This window comes from Pseudomonas sp. P1_C12 (assembly GCF_056406435.1).
Window position 1 is genome coordinate 43,588 of the sequence record NZ_JBFUAE010000005.1, and the last position, 14,227, is coordinate 57,814.

The window sequence follows — 14,227 nt, forward strand, 5'->3', positions numbered from 1 at the left end:
GGTAGCGGCTCCTATGGCGTGGTCCTTACGCACAGTCTGCGGCTGTAAACGCCACGAACGTATGACTGGCCACCTCACCCCAGGTCAGTTACTGGCCGGGTTTTCCGCCAGCAAAGAGAACTCTAAGCGCGCCCAACGTGCGGCCGAGCCGAAAACCAAAAGAGATCGTAGGTCAGTCGGTTAGGCTAATATCCGGCACGCCCTTCGTCCTCGCTAGCCTCCCAATAAAACGTAAATAGCACCAACTGCTCCACCGGTTCATAAAACATCATTATCAGATCCGCCCCCCAACTCTGGTAATGATGTGCGGGCACGCTGGCCACGTGATGAAACAGACGGCCAGCGGGGCTGCGCGGGTATCCCGCTGTGACTCCGTTCTTCGCGCTTTCCACATAACTAAGCGACAGGCTGGAGTTCGGGAATTTTGAGAAGTCCGCCACACCGCCAATCTGCTCAACAAACGTCATCGGCTCAACGTCGTACAGGGGGACTCTCTCCGCTAACGCTGATGGGAAGAACAAGCGCCCCGAATCGTGATAAAGCTTTTTGGCCGCCTCATAGGCAGCTTTCTGATCAGCATACAGCGCAAGCAAACTTTCGCGCGCGCCCTCATACGGGTCGCCCAATTGCTCGTTATCCGCATGGAGGAAGAAATAGCGCGGGTCGCCCATCAGGCGGTACCGCCCTTCCTCGACCTTGAAGCCAATCCAGTTAGTATGCAAAAGCATGGAATGCCACGGGGTATCTTCGGTCGCTTGGCCAACGAATTTATGTTCTGTCGGCTCCAACGGCCCCAGCATGGTCAGATACCCAGACCACTCGCGGTTAACCACATTGAGGTCAATGCCAAAAAACGGTTGCAAGTGCTCGATGAGGTCGGCCTGATCGGGCACGAAAACTGTCTCGGGGTCCGGGAACGGGTACAGCCCAAAAGGTACCTTCCTATAATCCGGCCAGCGCTGCTCAATCTCACGGAGCACATCCCCGGCCTCAGGGTCTTTGTCCAACCCTTTCTTGTAAACGCTCAATAGGGCTTGCGCCGCATCAAAATGCTCCGGACTAAGCTGCCCCAGATCATCTGCGGCCACGGCATACCTGTAAGGTCCACGCATCGACAGTACGATCGACCGTAAACATTTAGCGGAGGCACTGTGGTCATTGACGAGCACGTCCTTGTATCTGAGAAAGGGGGATTCGCTCATGTTTGGTCGTCCGTAGCCCAAGTCTGTGAATGCCCTCCACATTGCTGCCGGAGAGACTGTTGAGGGACTTTACGTCCCATGGCACAGATGCAGCAACCTTGCATGCCACTCCCTAACTATCATTCATCCACTCAGCGGTTACAAAGATGAAACCTAGCTGCGTACTTAGCAAAACCAATCGGCCCCATCCCCACCGTTCAGCGGGCTGTTTCCCATCCGTCTCCAGATCAGTAGGGCCGTGAGCTGATAGTAATATCGGGTAGCCTTGGAACGACCCTTGAGGTGTTGCGCCAAAAACCAACGCACATGCTTGAGCTGCCAGGTCCAGGGATTATCGCGTTGCCATCGTTGTTGAATGGCCGCTTGCATGATTCGGGCATGGCGAAGGTGGCGTTGCTGAGTGGCCTTCGAGCCGGTCAGTACGCCGCTCAGGAACAGCGTCATATCAAAGATCTTGGTCACGCTCGACCTCCAATGTAGGCCGAAACCACATCGATCCGGTTATGCCCGAGTTCAACGCTGATCTGTTGCCGCGTCTGTCGATCAAGGTTGCGGTCAATGCGATAGCAGTGACCACCATTGATCGGGGCCGCGTGGCCAGTGAGCTGCTCGTAACGTTCGCAGGCGTAAGCCGCTCGCAGTTCATGAAAGCCCTTCAGCCCGTGTTCATGCAGCGTTTCACGGGCGGGGAGCACGGTCTGTTGCAGGAATGCGGCGTAGCTTTCGTCTCGGGCCAGCAAGTTGCGGCTATGGGGTGGCGACGCATGACGAGCCAACTGCAGCGCCGCCTTCACCTCGTCATTAGCCACAACCCATCGCGGCGCGGAAGCGCCTGAGCGGCCGCCTTTGGTGCCGTCCTGGATATTGATGCGGCCTAAGTGCTCAGCTTCGCGATGCAAGCGTGGCAGGTCAGCCAGGATCGCTTCGCGCAGGCGCATACCGGTTGATCGGGCCAAAAGGACAATCGCGGCCACCCGCTCGTGTTGCTGTTTGCCAAGCGCCTCGAGTACTCGCCGCACCTGTTGGTGGTCTTGGCCATCCGGCGCGCGGGTGCGTACGCTCGAGCGCTTCTGTCCCAACACCTGACTCGGGCTGGCGATCCTCACATCCTGATCACCGCGCAGCGCGGCGAGGGTACGGTTGACGCTGCTTAGGCGGTTCTGCGCGGTAGCGATGCCGAGTTCACCTTGCTGGATCTGCTGGCGCAGATGCGCAGCGTAGTCTTGCAGCGTCTGTCGATCGATCTGGCGTGCATCGTTGTAACCGGGGCCGTCCTCTGACCGACACCAACGCACGAACGCTTGCCAGCGATCACTATGCGCTTTGACCGTGGCGAAGTGGCCGCCGGCAAACAAATCCTCTAGCGCTTGTGGGCCGGCGTAACTTAGCTGGCGACCGTAGCCAAAGTTGCGACCCTCACGCCGACCGACCAAAGCCACTTTCATCACCGTTTTCGTTTGTTTGTAGAAAGAGCAGCAGGGCTTTCCAGTGCAGGCTGAGCCTGTCCATCTGTTGCCAGTGTGTCGGGCGGATCAGGAGGGCGTTCTCCTGGTGTTGCAGCAGTGCCCCTTCCTCACGCAGTTGCTCGATCAGCAGGGCGAGGTGGGCAGGCTCCAGGTGTGGTGTGGCGACAGCGGCGACAGTGGCGACAACCCGCGTCGTTTCTGGCCTGGGGCGTGGCGACAGGGTGGCGACAGAGGTGGCGACATGCCGCGATTCTGGTTGCAATTGATGTTGTGCCTGGTAGCGGCGCACCGCGTCATTGAGGCGAAACATGGCGGACCTCGAAAGTTTTTCCGTCGCGGCTGCTCAGCCAGCGATGAGTGATCAGCACGACCAATAAAGAGGCGGTATGGTCAGCGCTCTTGCGGGCAAAACGAGGGCCGTTGCGATTGATGTCGCGAATGGTGAAGTGGGTCCAGCCTTTCTGCACCAGCCAACGCAACAGCCGATCCGCCTCTTCGCATCGGCTATTGACCGGCTCCTGTTCGGTCAGGCGCTGGATCTCGGCCAGGTAGTAATCCATCAACGTGGAGGCGCGCTGGATGTGTCCTTCGTCCAACGCACTGGCCTCTTCAACCATGGCCAGCACGCCCGCGATACGCAGTACATTCGCCGCCGCCTTGGCCGCGACAGGCTGGACACCGGCCAGCTCGCCGAACTCGCCAGACTGACATTCGATGGTGTCGTGAATATCAATCCAGGCACGACGGGCGCGGGGAGTCAGCTCCAACGTGGCGGGATTGAGTGAGCCATCTTTGTGAAGTGACCAGGGCTTTTGCAGCAGGGCGGTGATCCGCTGTTGGTAGCACTGGACTTTGGCATCTCGGGTCAGGTCGATCGCCTTGTAGAGTCGCTGGCCGGCCAGGCGTTCAGGCCAACTGATCAGGCAACGGCCGAGGATGCCTTGACCATTGATCACCGGGTCTTTGAACAGTTGGTTGGCCAGGTAGGGCTGCAGCATCAGATGCAGGCTGAGGCGGCGATCATAGGCCCGCAGGCTTTCCCCTGTCATAGAGCGGGCCCGGTCGATCGGGCTGCCATCCCACAATGTCGACAAGGTGGTGATCGCCTTGAGCAGGTTCTCTTTGCTCATGGTGCTGCTGCCCAAGAACTGGCCACCTTCATCATTGAACAAGCCCATGCTGGGCAAGCCATGGCACAGGCTTTTGACCAGGGCCTCAATGGTGGGCTCGGCAATGATCAGTCTCGGCGGTACCGGCTCGGATAGTTCGCTGCCTTCCGCCTCTGCGTGGTTCTTTGAGGTTTTGGGTTTGGCCATGATACTGGTAGCGGCGCGATAGGCTTTGAGCTTTTCCGCATACAGGGTCCACTGCTGTCGTTCCCAGTCGCGCGCGGCCTTCAGTGCCAGATGATCCACCGCGCTTTTGCGATCACCCGAGGACGCCACCGTTACTAGGTAGAGGGACAGCGGATAGGTTCGACCGTCGAGGTGGACATTGGCATGACCCTGGCTCACCAAAGCGGCGCTGGCCAGCACCGACTGTGCAGCCATGGCGCAGGGTACGCCGATCACCTCGGCCAGTCGTTCGACCGCAGGGCCCAACAGATCCCCGAGTGCTTCGACCGGGTAGGGCAGTGGCGCCTGCTGGTATTCCAGCAATGGTTGTGGTGGCACGAACGCTTCGCACAGTTGCATCGCCATTCTCCTGAGATTATCGACTTCGTCCTCACTCATCCCGCCACGGTTGTTGAGTGTTTTCAGGGATCAAGGCCCCTGCGACCTGTGAGGTTTGTCCACTCACGCAGGACTGACGGCTCCTTACGGCCGGGAGCTTGGGCATCTCATGATCTGGCCTCCTGAACACTTCCGTAGAAGTGGGCGGGTGGAGGCTGCACTGGCTGACGAAGCCGGTGCCGCGAGATCCTGAGTCAGGTGAAGGCAGCGAAGCGATGACTGGGGCATGCCTGACTGTCAGTCAGGTGCAGTCCATTCCGTGGGCTGCGGCACCATCATCGGCATCGCTGTGGCGAGTGAGCATTCGGTGTTTGTCACGCCGATTGTCACGAGGGGGAAAGCCGCAAAGCCCCATGCGAGCGGGGCTGCAGCAGTGGTAGGAGCGCCCGTCTCTTTAGGGGGCAAAGAGACGGGCAACAGGTTGGCGCAAGAAATGGCCAAGCGGATATGTTGCTGCAGAGCAGCCAGGGAGAGTATGAGCTGCCGCAGTGGGCATTCTGAAAGAAGTGGCATCCATCACATCGCTGTGACCGTGCGAGCCGCCGGACGCTAATCGCACTTGAGGGTGAACCACCACGGTATGGCGTAGCCTCAAAGGTTCTGGCTACCTGGGTGCTGTCGAGGACAGCGCTGGTACGGTTCTGGTTTAGCGCTCGTTCTGCTCGCGGTCAACCGTATTTTGGGGGCAGTTGTTGCGCCAATCGGTAACGCTGGAAGACCTTGGAAACCGGTGGTTTTCCATGGCCGGGTGGTCGTTCGTCGGTTTTTAATGTGAGCCCATGCGAGTGGGAATGCGGAGCCTTCCCGCTCGCGTGGGCTTGGCCGAGAAAGCCCCACGAGCGAGACTTGTAACGGCGACAGTCGCCACTTCTGTCGCCATGCAGCAGGCCAGGTATTACGCGGGTTGTCGCCGGTGTCGCCGCTGTCGCCAAATCAAGCATCACTCCATCTGGGGAGTCATTCTCGGTTACTGGCGGCGTCCGGTGAGCGCTTACCGTATCGGCACGACGTTGTGGTCCCTGGTTTGATTGATCGCAGATGCCGACAGGTTGCCAGTGGCCGCTTTCTGGATGTGCTCACTCCACCAAGCCATCATCGGACGCCGGCGCTCGATGTAGTCCGCTCGGTTGTAAGCGCTTCGGACTTCGTCCTTGTCGACATGCGCCAGCGCGACTTCGATCAGCTCCGGATCCCACCCATGCTCGTTCAGGATGGTGCTGGCCATGGAGCGCATGCCGTGGCTGACCAAGCGGTCCTGAAAGCCCATGCGTTTCAACGCCATGTTGGCGGTCTGGCTATTAGCGTGGGTACGCGGGTTTCTATCTGCCGGGAACACGTATTCTCTGTGGCCGCTATGGGGCTTGAGTGTCTCCAGTAACGCGAGTGCCTGTTCAGTCAGCGGGATGGTATGCGGGCGACGCTTTTTCATGCGCTCCGGTGGGATGGTCCAAATGCGTTTGTCGAAATCGATGTCTGCCCACCGAGTGGTGGCTGCCTCGACAGGGCGGGTCATCGTGTGCAACTGCCATTCGATCAGACAGCGCGTGACTCGCTTGATGCTGGCATTCGCGATTTCCATCATGAGCTCCGGAAGCTCGTCAGGTCGTAGCGCGGCCATGTTCTCTTTCCTGGGTTTCTTGAACACCGCCCGAATGCCACTGAGGGGGTTCGCAAAGATCAGTCCTGAATTGACCCCGTAGGTCATGATCTCGTTGAGTCGTTGGCTCAGCCGCTTCACTGTTTCGAGGCTGCCTTTGGCCTCAATCGGGCGAAGGAGCTTGATCACCATAGGAGCACTGACTTCAGAAAGCGGCGTCGATTTCATGCTCGGAAAAACATGCAGCATGAGTGAACGCCAAATGTCCTCGGCATACGCTGGCGTCACTGAGTCTTTCTTCAGTTCGAACCAGGCTGTGGCTATCTTCTCGAAGGTGTGTTCGGTCTCAGCCAGTCTGGCTTGCCTTTGCTCATCGCGCTGGGCTTTGGGATCAATGCCTTGAGCAAGTAGCTCTCGCGCCTCGACTGCTTTCTTCCGAGCATTCGCTAATGAGAGGTCGGGGTATGGGCCGAGCGCCATATTAAGACGGCTTCTGGTCAACGGCTCGCGATAATTGAAATTCCACAGCATCGAGCCGCTGGCGCGTACTCGAAGCTGAAGGCCGTCGCCGTCGCTGAGGACGAAGTCTTTACCAGTTGCCTTGACTGCCTTGAGCTGGCGATCGGAGAGGCGGGTTGCGTTAGTAGGCATGGGGGCTACCTCCAGCACCGTTTTGGTATCCTGAAAGTAGCATTTGGCAGCCCGGGATACCACCTGGGATACCAAAGCGGCTGGAACTCAGAAATCCTCAAAAGTCCTCGGAAGCCCTGGAAGCCGCGTATTTACTGGATTTCAGGCACAAAAAAAGACGTCCGTGGACGTCTTTAGATGATGAAGTGGTGGAGCCGGGGGGATTTGAACCCCCGTCCGCCAGTACTCCGCTGTCGGTACTACATGCGTAGCCGTGTCTATTAAGTTAACCCTCAGCGACCCGACGGGCAGGGTGCTTTGGGCGAGTTGTGTAAGTTTTAGCCGCTTCGTCCACAACGTACTGCACGGCGATTCTGTTCTATATGACAATCACTTTGGGTTTACAGACATCCCCTGATGATTGCTGGACCCGAAGGTACCAGGAGGGAAGGGCTAAGGCTGCTTACGCAGCGAGAGCGTATTCCCCGTAGGTTTCGTCATTGGCAACTATAGGAAGTTGCAACAGTGGATTTACGAGTTCTGTTACCAACTCGGCATGCACCTAAAGTTTCGCAACCGGCGTCGAATCCTAAACGGCCCCGAGCCTGGTGCTCTTTGAATCAAGTGAGCAACAAGCCTGTACAGTGTACGTCAACGTGACCCAGAAGGCCAACCCGAAGGTTGGCCACCACAAATTATGGGTTGGGCTCGTTGCTCTGTCTGTCAGCGAGTGCCATTGCCTGGGTGGCCTCGGTGACGCATTTTTTGTCGTCTCCGGAGGCTTGTGAGGCTTCGGCGCTGGACATCAGTCTTTTGATCTCCATTGTGGTGCTTCCGGAGGTCGCCGGCAGCGCATTCACTTTGCCTTTGAGCTCTTGCAGCTTGCTCGTACAAAGGTTGTTGTCCGCAGCAAATACAGGAGAGGCCAGCATGGCAGCAGCAATGAACAGGCCAGCGAGTGTGGTGCGTTTCATGGGTATCTCCTTGAGCTGATGGTCTCGGTGCTGCCGTATGAGTGGACGGCCAAGCCGAGCCCGAAAAATCAGCCACGATCTGATGGGGCTTACCTCAAAGACTACGATTCAACGCAAGAATTCGGTTTTTTCAGAAAACGTGTCGAGCTTTTTCCAGCGATGCGGACGGTTACACATTTCCAGACCCCAGATGCAACAAAACCCGCAACTGGCGGGTTTTGGTTTGCTTCGTATCGGACGCGGCCGGGCTTTGAACTCCCGGCTGCCAGTACTCCGTTGTTGATGTACACCAACAAGGCCCACCCGAAGGTTGGCCTTGAACTGAGTTACTTCGCGCCTTTGTGCGCGTTCGTGACGTCCATGATGGTTTGGTTGGTCTCGGCGATGCAATCATCAATACCTGCCTTGGTGCCTTTTGCCTGGTCGGCTTTGGCTTTCTTGACGGAGGCCTCCACCTGGTCAAGCATTTCCCCGGGAATCTGTGCCTTGCCGTTTTCGATGGTTTGCAGGTTGACCGCGCACTGGTCTTTTTCGGCCGCAAACGAAGTGGAAGCCATCATGGAAGCAACAACGAACAAACCTAACAGCACAGAACGATTCATGTGTATCTCCTTGGACTGAAGGACCAGTCATTGCTGGCCATCAAAACGGTCTACCGAGTTTTAGGAAGTCCCGCATTAGCGGGACTTGATCAGTGGACTGCGGCGGCACGTCAGGGTTCTGCTTTTCTACTGTAGAGCTGTCGATTCCGGCAAGTAGCGTTAAGGAATGCACGTCTATGCACCTTCCTGTAGATCCTGCTATCAGGGCACCCTAGCCTGGGTAACGCGGTCCACCAGATAGACTAGTCCGTGGTAGTCAATGCCGCCATGTTGCGTCAGACCGATCTCACAGGTGCGGCTGGTCGATATCCCCTCGCTGCATTGTTGCACCGCGTCCTTGAGCGTGCGCAGGGAATGGGCGTTCAACTCCGGCGTGGTGAAACCCTTGTCGCCGGCGAAGCCGCAGCAGTGAATGCCTTCGGGAATGACCACGTTTTTGCTGCATTTGCGCGCCAGATCGATCAGCGCCTGACTTTCGCCAAGGTGCTGAGTGCTGCAAGTGACGTGCACCGCAATCGGCGCATCCTGCGGTGTGAAGTCGAGGCGATCCATCAAGTGCGTGCGAATGAAGCGCACCGGGTCGTACAGGTCCAGACGGTTTTCGCTCATGTCCTGAACCAGACGCAAGGTGCAGGGGCTGGTGTCGCAGTAGATCGGGTCGAGCCCGCCGCGGCTGGCGTGCAGCAACGCGCCAATCAGCTCCTGGCGTTTGTGTTCGGCTTGCTCGGCGTAGCCTTTGGACGCGAACGGCTGACCGCAGCACAGGTTGTCGAGGTTGTCCGGGAAAACCACCTGATAACCGGCCTTTTCCAGCAGGCCTCGGGTCTTGTCGTGCAGCGACATTTGTTCCGTGTCGCCCGCCGCCGGACCCATGGCGCGGGATACACAGGCTGCCAGATAGACCACACGCGGACGCGCGTCGGTCACCGCCGGACTGAAGCGAATGGCTTTTTCCGGTTGCGGCATCGCGTTGGTCCATTGCGGGACCTGACCCTTGGACAGGCGCGTCAACGTCGCCGACAACTTCGCCAATCTTGGTGCCCCCAGCAACATCCGCGCGCCATTGGCCACGTGCAGGGTGAAGCGTGCACCTTGCAGTGCCGTGGCGAAATTTCCTTCAAGCCAGTTGGCGGTTTTCGTATGCGTCGCCTTCCGGCTACGCAGCTTTTTCACCAGTTCGCCGGTATTGATGCCTACAGGGCAACGTTGTGCACACAGGCCGGTGGCGGCACAGGTATCGATGCCCTGGTATTCGTACGCAGCTTCGAGTTCGGTGGTGTCGATGCCGGCGCGTTTTCTCGCCTGAATGTCGCGCCAGATCACGATGCGCTGGCGTGGGCTCAGGGTCAGGCCTTTCGACGGGCAGACCGGTTCGCAGAAGCCGCATTCGATGCACTTATCCACAATCTCGTCGGCGGCCGGCAAGGGCTTGAGGTGCTTGAGGTGGATCTGCGGATCTTCGCTGAGTACCACGTCCGGGTTGAGAATGCCGTTGGGATCCAGCAGACGCTTGAGCTGCCACATCAATTGGTAGGCATCGCTGCCCCATTCCAGCTCAACGAAGGGTGCCATGTTGCGCCCGGTGCCGTGTTCGGCTTTCAGCGAACCGCCGAACTCCACTGCCACCAGTTGCGCCACGTCGTCCATGAACGCCTGATAGCGTGCGACTTCTTCTGCGTTGTTGAAGCCCTGGGTGAAGACAAAGTGCAGATTGCCTTCCAGCGCGTGTCCGAAAAGGATCGCTTCGTCGTAGTGATGTTTGTCGAACAGTTCGATCAGGCGGTTAACGCCGCTGGCCAGTTGTTCGACCGGGAAGGTGACGTCTTCGATGATCACCGTGGTGCCGGTCTTGCGTACCGCGCCGACGGCCGGGAAGGTGTCTTTGCGGATGGCCCAGAGTCGGGCGTTTTCCTGCGGGTCTTCGGTGAAGTCGACCTGCTTTTCCACGGGGAACGTTTTCAGCGACGCCATGATCTGCGCCAGTTGTTCGTGCAGCAAGTTGGACGACGCGGCGCGGGATTCGATCAGCAAGGCGCAGGCATTGTTCGACAGCTGTTGTACGAAAGGCGGCATGCCGGGTTTGTCCTGCACTGAACGCAGGCTGCGCCGGTCCAGCAGTTCCACGGCCGACACCGGTTGGCTTTTCAGTACGGTGACCGCGTTGCAGCAGGTCTCGACATCCGGGAACACAATCAGGGCCGAGGCCTTGTTCGGATGGTCGATCACCGTGTCGTAGGTCACCGCGCTGATGAACCCTAGCGTGCCCTCGGAGCCCACCAGCAAGTGGCTCAAGATATCCACAGGCTCGTCGAAATCCACCAAGGCATTGAGCGACAGGCCGGTGGTATTTTTCAGACGGTATTTGTGGCGAATTCTCGCAGCCAGTTCGGCGTTGGCGCGGGTCTCGCGTCCCAGGGTTGTCAAACGCTCCAACAGAGCGGCGTGGCTTTGGCGAAACGCTGCGACGCTGGTGGCATCTTCAGTGTCGAGACGACTGCCGTCAGCCAGCACCAGACGAATGCCGGCCAGGGTGTGATAGGTGTTTTGCGCCGTGCCGCAGCACATACCGCTGGCATTGTTGGCGACGATACCGCCGATCTTGCAGGCGTTGATCGAGGCCGGGTCCGGGCCGATCTTGCGTCCGAACGGTGCCAGCCAGGCGTTGGCCTGGGCACCAATCACGCCCGGTTGCAGACGAATCTGTGTGCCTTGCCCGCGAATCTCACGCGCGTTCCAGTTATCCCCAAGCACGATCAAAACCGAATCGCTGATGGCCTGACCAGAGAGGCTGGTGCCAGCGGCGCGGAAAGTTACCGGGACGTGATCGCGCTGCGCCAGTTTCAGTAGCGCCACCACTTCGTCTTCGGACTCGACGCGGATTACCAGTTGCGGAATCAACCGATAGAAACTGGCATCGGTGCCGAAGGCCAGGGTCGACAGCGGGTCGTCGAAGCGTCGCTCTTGTGGAATCAGTTGCTGTGCATCACGCAGGAAAGCAGCCGGTAGACTCATTGGTCCTCCAGGATCAATACCACCAGGTCTTTCGGACCGTGGGCGCCGTACGCCAGCACTTGCTCGATGTCGGCAGTCTTCGACGGGCCGGACACCAGCAACGCATTGGTCGGCATGCCCTGGGCCCATTCGAACTCCTGCTGCACCTGATAGAAGTTGTCGTGGATTTCACTGGCCTTGAGCAGGGCGAAATGCACCGGTGGTGCGAGGCTCATCAGGCGCGGTTCTTCCCGCGTCGGCCAGAGAATCAGGCTACCGGTCGCCGCGATGGCGCCGAGGCTGGCGGTCAGGCTCGCCGGGGTGTCGTTGAACAGTTCGGCCTTCCATTCTTCAACCGGGCGGTCGTAGGCCTTGAGCTTCGGTAAATCGGGATTGTTCGCCCAGTGCTGTGTGATCCGTTGACCGTGGGGCGTTGTCGGTGCGATCAGCAGACTCGGCAATTGGCGCTCGCGCAGCAATTGCGCGAGTAGCGTCGGCCATTCTTGGCCGGACGTCAGATGAATTTCCGTGTGCACCGCTTCCATCAGTTTGCGCAGTTGCGCAATGCGTTGCTCAGGCGCGTAGGTGTAAGGCTGGGTCACTAGATCGATATCGAAGTTATCGGCCACTGGCGTGGTGCCTGTCAGACTTTTACGCAGTTTGGCGAGGATATTTTGCTTGGCGCTCATCAACGGTCTCCCTGTTTGGCCAAATGCTCGCGGGCCATGTCATGCAGTGAGCGGGCGGCGGGTTTGGGTGCGCTGTGGTTTTGCGTCCACGGACCGACATTGCTCGGCGTGAGGGCGCGCAAACGGGTGGCGAAGAATCCGAACAGGCGATACAGCGTCGGCGAGCTGTTGAGCTTCGCCCAGGCATTCCAGATGAACCGCTCCTTGCGCGAATACTTGCTGCCCTGACCGCGCATCACTTGATGGGGGCTGTCGGGGGCCTTGACGTTTTCTTCCCGCAGGCGACGCAACAGAGCAGGGATCGGAATTTTCACCGGGCAGACTTCACCGCAGGCGCCGCACAGCGACGAGGCGCTCGGGTGATCCGGGACTTTCGCCAGGCCAACCATGTGCGGGGTGATGATTTTTCCGATAGGCCCGGGGTAAACCTCCCCATAGGCGTGACCACCGATTCGGGTGTAGACCGGGCAATGATTCATACAGGCGCCACAGCGAATGCAGTTCAGGGTCTGGCGCAGTTCGCTGTCGGCAAAGGCCTGGCTACGGCCGTTGTCGAGCAGTACCAGGTGCACTTCCTGCGGGCCGTCGAGTTCATGTTCCTTGCGCGGGCCGGAGATCATGTTGACGTAAGTGGTGATCGGAATGCCCAGGGCCGAGCGGGTCAGCAATGACAGCAACGGCACCACATCGCGCAGGTTCTCGACGACTTTTTCGATGCCGGTGACGGCGATATGCACGGGCGGCACCGTGGTGGTCATGCGGCCGTTGCCTTCGTTTTCTACCAGCAGCAGGGTGCCGGTTTCGGCTACGGCGAAGTTGACACCGGAGACGCCGATGTCCGCTTCGAAGAATTTCTGCCGCAAGACCTTGCGACCGATCTGAATGAGTTGGTCAACGTCCTTGGTGTATTCCACCCCAAGTTTGTCGTGGAACAAGGACGCGACCTGACCGGCATTCTTGTGGATCGCCGGCATGATTATGTGTGAAGGCTTCTCGTGGTCGAGCTGGACGATGTACTCGCCCATGTCCGATTCCAGGCATTCAATGCCCTGTTCAGCGAGGAAATGGTTCATCTCCATCTCTTCGCTGACCATCGATTTGCCCTTGATCACTTGCCGCCCCTCGTGAGCGCGGATGATCGAGAGGACGATGCCATTGGCCTCGTCCACCGTTTCCGCCCAGTGCACTGTCACACCGTTGCGGGTCAGGTTCTGTTCCAGTTGCTCGAGCAGCTCGGGCAACTTGGAGAGCGCGCGGGCACGGACGGCATTGCCCAGTGCGCGCAAGTGTTCTCTTTCATGGGCATCGCTGAACGCCGCTGCCCGTTTGCTCATCAGTGAATCCATCGCCTTGCGAAAGTTGCCTCGCAATTGCGCGTCACCCAACGCCTTGTGGGCGCGGGTGCGAAAATCTTCTTCTACGGCAACCGTAGGAATAATCGCGGAAGTGCTCATCGGGCACCTCCGGTACGCTGCCAGAGGAAACTGGCCAGATGCTGACCGCGCAACGCTTCCTGCTGTTTTTCCAGCGAGCCGTTGATGTTCATCAAGCAACCGCAGTCGGCACTCAATATCTTGTGCGCGCCGGATTCCTTCAACGCCCGGGTCTTGTCAGCCACCATCGCGCCGGAAATGTCTGGCATACGGACGCTGAATGTCCCGCCGAAGCCACAGCATTCGCTTTCGTGGTCGTGGTTGACCCGTTCCACGTTGCTCAACTGCGCCAATAATTCGCGGCCGTGCAGGTGGGTGTTCATTTCACGGCGTGCCGAGCACGAGGTGTGCAGCGCCACTTTTACCGGTTCGCCGCTGTCCTTGAGCTGCACCTTGCAGACAAACAACAGAAACTCGGCCAGTTCGTAGGTTCTGGCAGCCAAGGCCTGAACCTGTTTCAACGTGTCCGGCTCGTCCTTGAACAAGTCGGCGTAATGTTCGCGGAGCATGCCCGCGCAAGAACCTGACGGCACCACCACCGGATAGTCGCCGGCAAACAGCGCCAATTGCGAGCGCGCCACGGTCCGTGCCTGTTCGGTGTAACCGGAGGTGTAGGCCGGTTGGCCGCAGCAGCTTTGCCCTTGCGGGTATTCGACACGAATGCCTTCGCGTTCAAGCAGGTGGATCGCGTCCATCCCGGCTTCGGGGTAGAACAAATCGACCACGCAGGTCCCGAACAGGTAGACCCGTGACGGTTTCTCGCTGGGGTACTGCCGAGGCTCTGGCAGTGGCGGGGCGACACGGGTCGCATTCGGCACGGCGTTGTAAAAAAGCTCGCTCATCAGGCGGTCTCCGGGTGGTCCCGGTTATTCGTCTGTTGAGGCTGCTGAATATAAAACCGGAAGCTTTC

General features: G+C 58.8%; 12 protein-coding genes and 1 other RNA gene. All 13 read right to left on the bottom strand.

What is annotated here, in order from left to right; translation table 11 throughout:
* Positions 1-185 precede the first annotated feature (185 nt).
* Positions 186-1,202, bottom strand: coding sequence for a hypothetical protein (locus tag AC1D19_RS10575; RefSeq protein WP_436263424.1), 1,017 nt, complete (start codon positions 1,200-1,202; stop codon positions 186-188).
* Between the two features lie 165 nt (positions 1,203-1,367).
* The gene (locus tag AC1D19_RS10580; protein ID WP_079301747.1) at positions 1,368-1,664 is read right to left on the bottom strand and encodes a hypothetical protein; all 297 of its coding nucleotides are present in this window, start codon (positions 1,662-1,664) and stop codon (positions 1,368-1,370) included.
* Positions 1,661-2,641 (bottom strand): integrase domain-containing protein, encoded by a 981-nt coding sequence (locus tag AC1D19_RS10585; protein ID WP_477763331.1) that lies wholly within the window; start codon positions 2,639-2,641, stop codon positions 1,661-1,663. Before AC1D19_RS10585 ends, AC1D19_RS10580 begins: the two co-directional genes overlap by 4 nt.
* Positions 2,619-2,978, bottom strand: coding sequence for a hypothetical protein (locus AC1D19_RS10590; RefSeq protein WP_477763169.1), 360 nt, complete (start codon positions 2,976-2,978; stop codon positions 2,619-2,621). The genes AC1D19_RS10585 and AC1D19_RS10590 overlap by 23 nt, the downstream gene beginning before the upstream one ends.
* Positions 2,962-4,362, bottom strand: a complete 1,401-nt coding sequence (locus tag AC1D19_RS10595) for a YfjI family protein (RefSeq protein ID WP_477763170.1) — start codon at positions 4,360-4,362, stop codon at positions 2,962-2,964. Before AC1D19_RS10595 ends, AC1D19_RS10590 begins: the two co-directional genes overlap by 17 nt.
* A gap of 1,030 nt (positions 4,363-5,392) precedes the next feature.
* A complete protein-coding gene (locus AC1D19_RS10600; RefSeq protein WP_477763171.1) occupies positions 5,393-6,649 on the bottom strand; it encodes an integrase domain-containing protein in 1,257 nt (418 codons plus the stop codon).
* 186 nt (positions 6,650-6,835) lie between these two features.
* Positions 6,836-7,229: a transfer-messenger RNA gene (gene ssrA / locus AC1D19_RS10605) on the bottom strand.
* Positions 7,230-7,323: 94 nt separating this feature from the next.
* Positions 7,324-7,602, bottom strand: a complete 279-nt coding sequence (locus AC1D19_RS10610; protein ID WP_477756287.1) for a hypothetical protein — start codon at positions 7,600-7,602, stop codon at positions 7,324-7,326.
* A 326-nt stretch (positions 7,603-7,928) separates the two neighbouring features.
* The gene (locus tag AC1D19_RS10615; RefSeq protein ID WP_477756288.1) at positions 7,929-8,204 is read right to left on the bottom strand and encodes a hypothetical protein; all 276 of its coding nucleotides are present in this window, start codon (positions 8,202-8,204) and stop codon (positions 7,929-7,931) included.
* A gap of 201 nt (positions 8,205-8,405) precedes the next feature.
* Entirely contained in the window at positions 8,406-11,216 is a 2,811-nt protein-coding gene (locus AC1D19_RS10620) for an FAD-binding and (Fe-S)-binding domain-containing protein (RefSeq protein WP_477763172.1), read from the bottom strand.
* A complete protein-coding gene (locus AC1D19_RS10625) occupies positions 11,213-11,884 on the bottom strand; it encodes a LutC/YkgG family protein (RefSeq protein ID WP_477763173.1) in 672 nt (223 codons plus the stop codon). The genes AC1D19_RS10620 and AC1D19_RS10625 overlap by 4 nt, the downstream gene beginning before the upstream one ends.
* Positions 11,884-13,338 (bottom strand): LutB/LldF family L-lactate oxidation iron-sulfur protein, encoded by a 1,455-nt coding sequence (locus AC1D19_RS10630; protein ID WP_477763174.1) that lies wholly within the window; start codon positions 13,336-13,338, stop codon positions 11,884-11,886. Before AC1D19_RS10630 ends, AC1D19_RS10625 begins: the two co-directional genes overlap by 1 nt.
* On the bottom strand, positions 13,335-14,159 hold the full coding sequence (locus AC1D19_RS10635; protein ID WP_477763175.1) for a (Fe-S)-binding protein: 825 nt from the start codon (positions 14,157-14,159) through the stop codon (positions 13,335-13,337). The genes AC1D19_RS10630 and AC1D19_RS10635 overlap by 4 nt, the downstream gene beginning before the upstream one ends.
* Positions 14,160-14,227: the final 68 nt, after the last annotated feature.

Coding starts and splice junctions, on each gene's coding strand:
- AC1D19_RS10575 (WP_436263424.1), bottom strand. CDS start 1,202: ATGAGCGAATCCCCCTTTCTCAGATACAAGGACGTGCTCGTCAATGAC.
- AC1D19_RS10590 (WP_477763169.1), bottom strand. CDS start 2,978: ATGTTTCGCCTCAATGACGCGGTGCGCCGCTACCAGGCACAACATCAA.
- AC1D19_RS10595 (WP_477763170.1), bottom strand. CDS start 4,362: ATGCAACTGTGCGAAGCGTTCGTGCCACCACAACCATTGCTGGAATAC.
- AC1D19_RS10600 (WP_477763171.1), bottom strand. CDS start 6,649: ATGCCTACTAACGCAACCCGCCTCTCCGATCGCCAGCTCAAGGCAGTC.
- AC1D19_RS10610 (WP_477756287.1), bottom strand. CDS start 7,602: ATGAAACGCACCACACTCGCTGGCCTGTTCATTGCTGCTGCCATGCTG.
- AC1D19_RS10615 (WP_477756288.1), bottom strand. CDS start 8,204: ATGAATCGTTCTGTGCTGTTAGGTTTGTTCGTTGTTGCTTCCATGATG.
- AC1D19_RS10620 (WP_477763172.1), bottom strand. CDS start 11,216: ATGAGTCTACCGGCTGCTTTCCTGCGTGATGCACAGCAACTGATTCCA.
- AC1D19_RS10625 (WP_477763173.1), bottom strand. CDS start 11,884: ATGAGCGCCAAGCAAAATATCCTCGCCAAACTGCGTAAAAGTCTGACA.
- AC1D19_RS10630 (WP_477763174.1), bottom strand. CDS start 13,338: ATGAGCACTTCCGCGATTATTCCTACGGTTGCCGTAGAAGAAGATTTT.
- AC1D19_RS10635 (WP_477763175.1), bottom strand. CDS start 14,159: ATGAGCGAGCTTTTTTACAACGCCGTGCCGAATGCGACCCGTGTCGCC.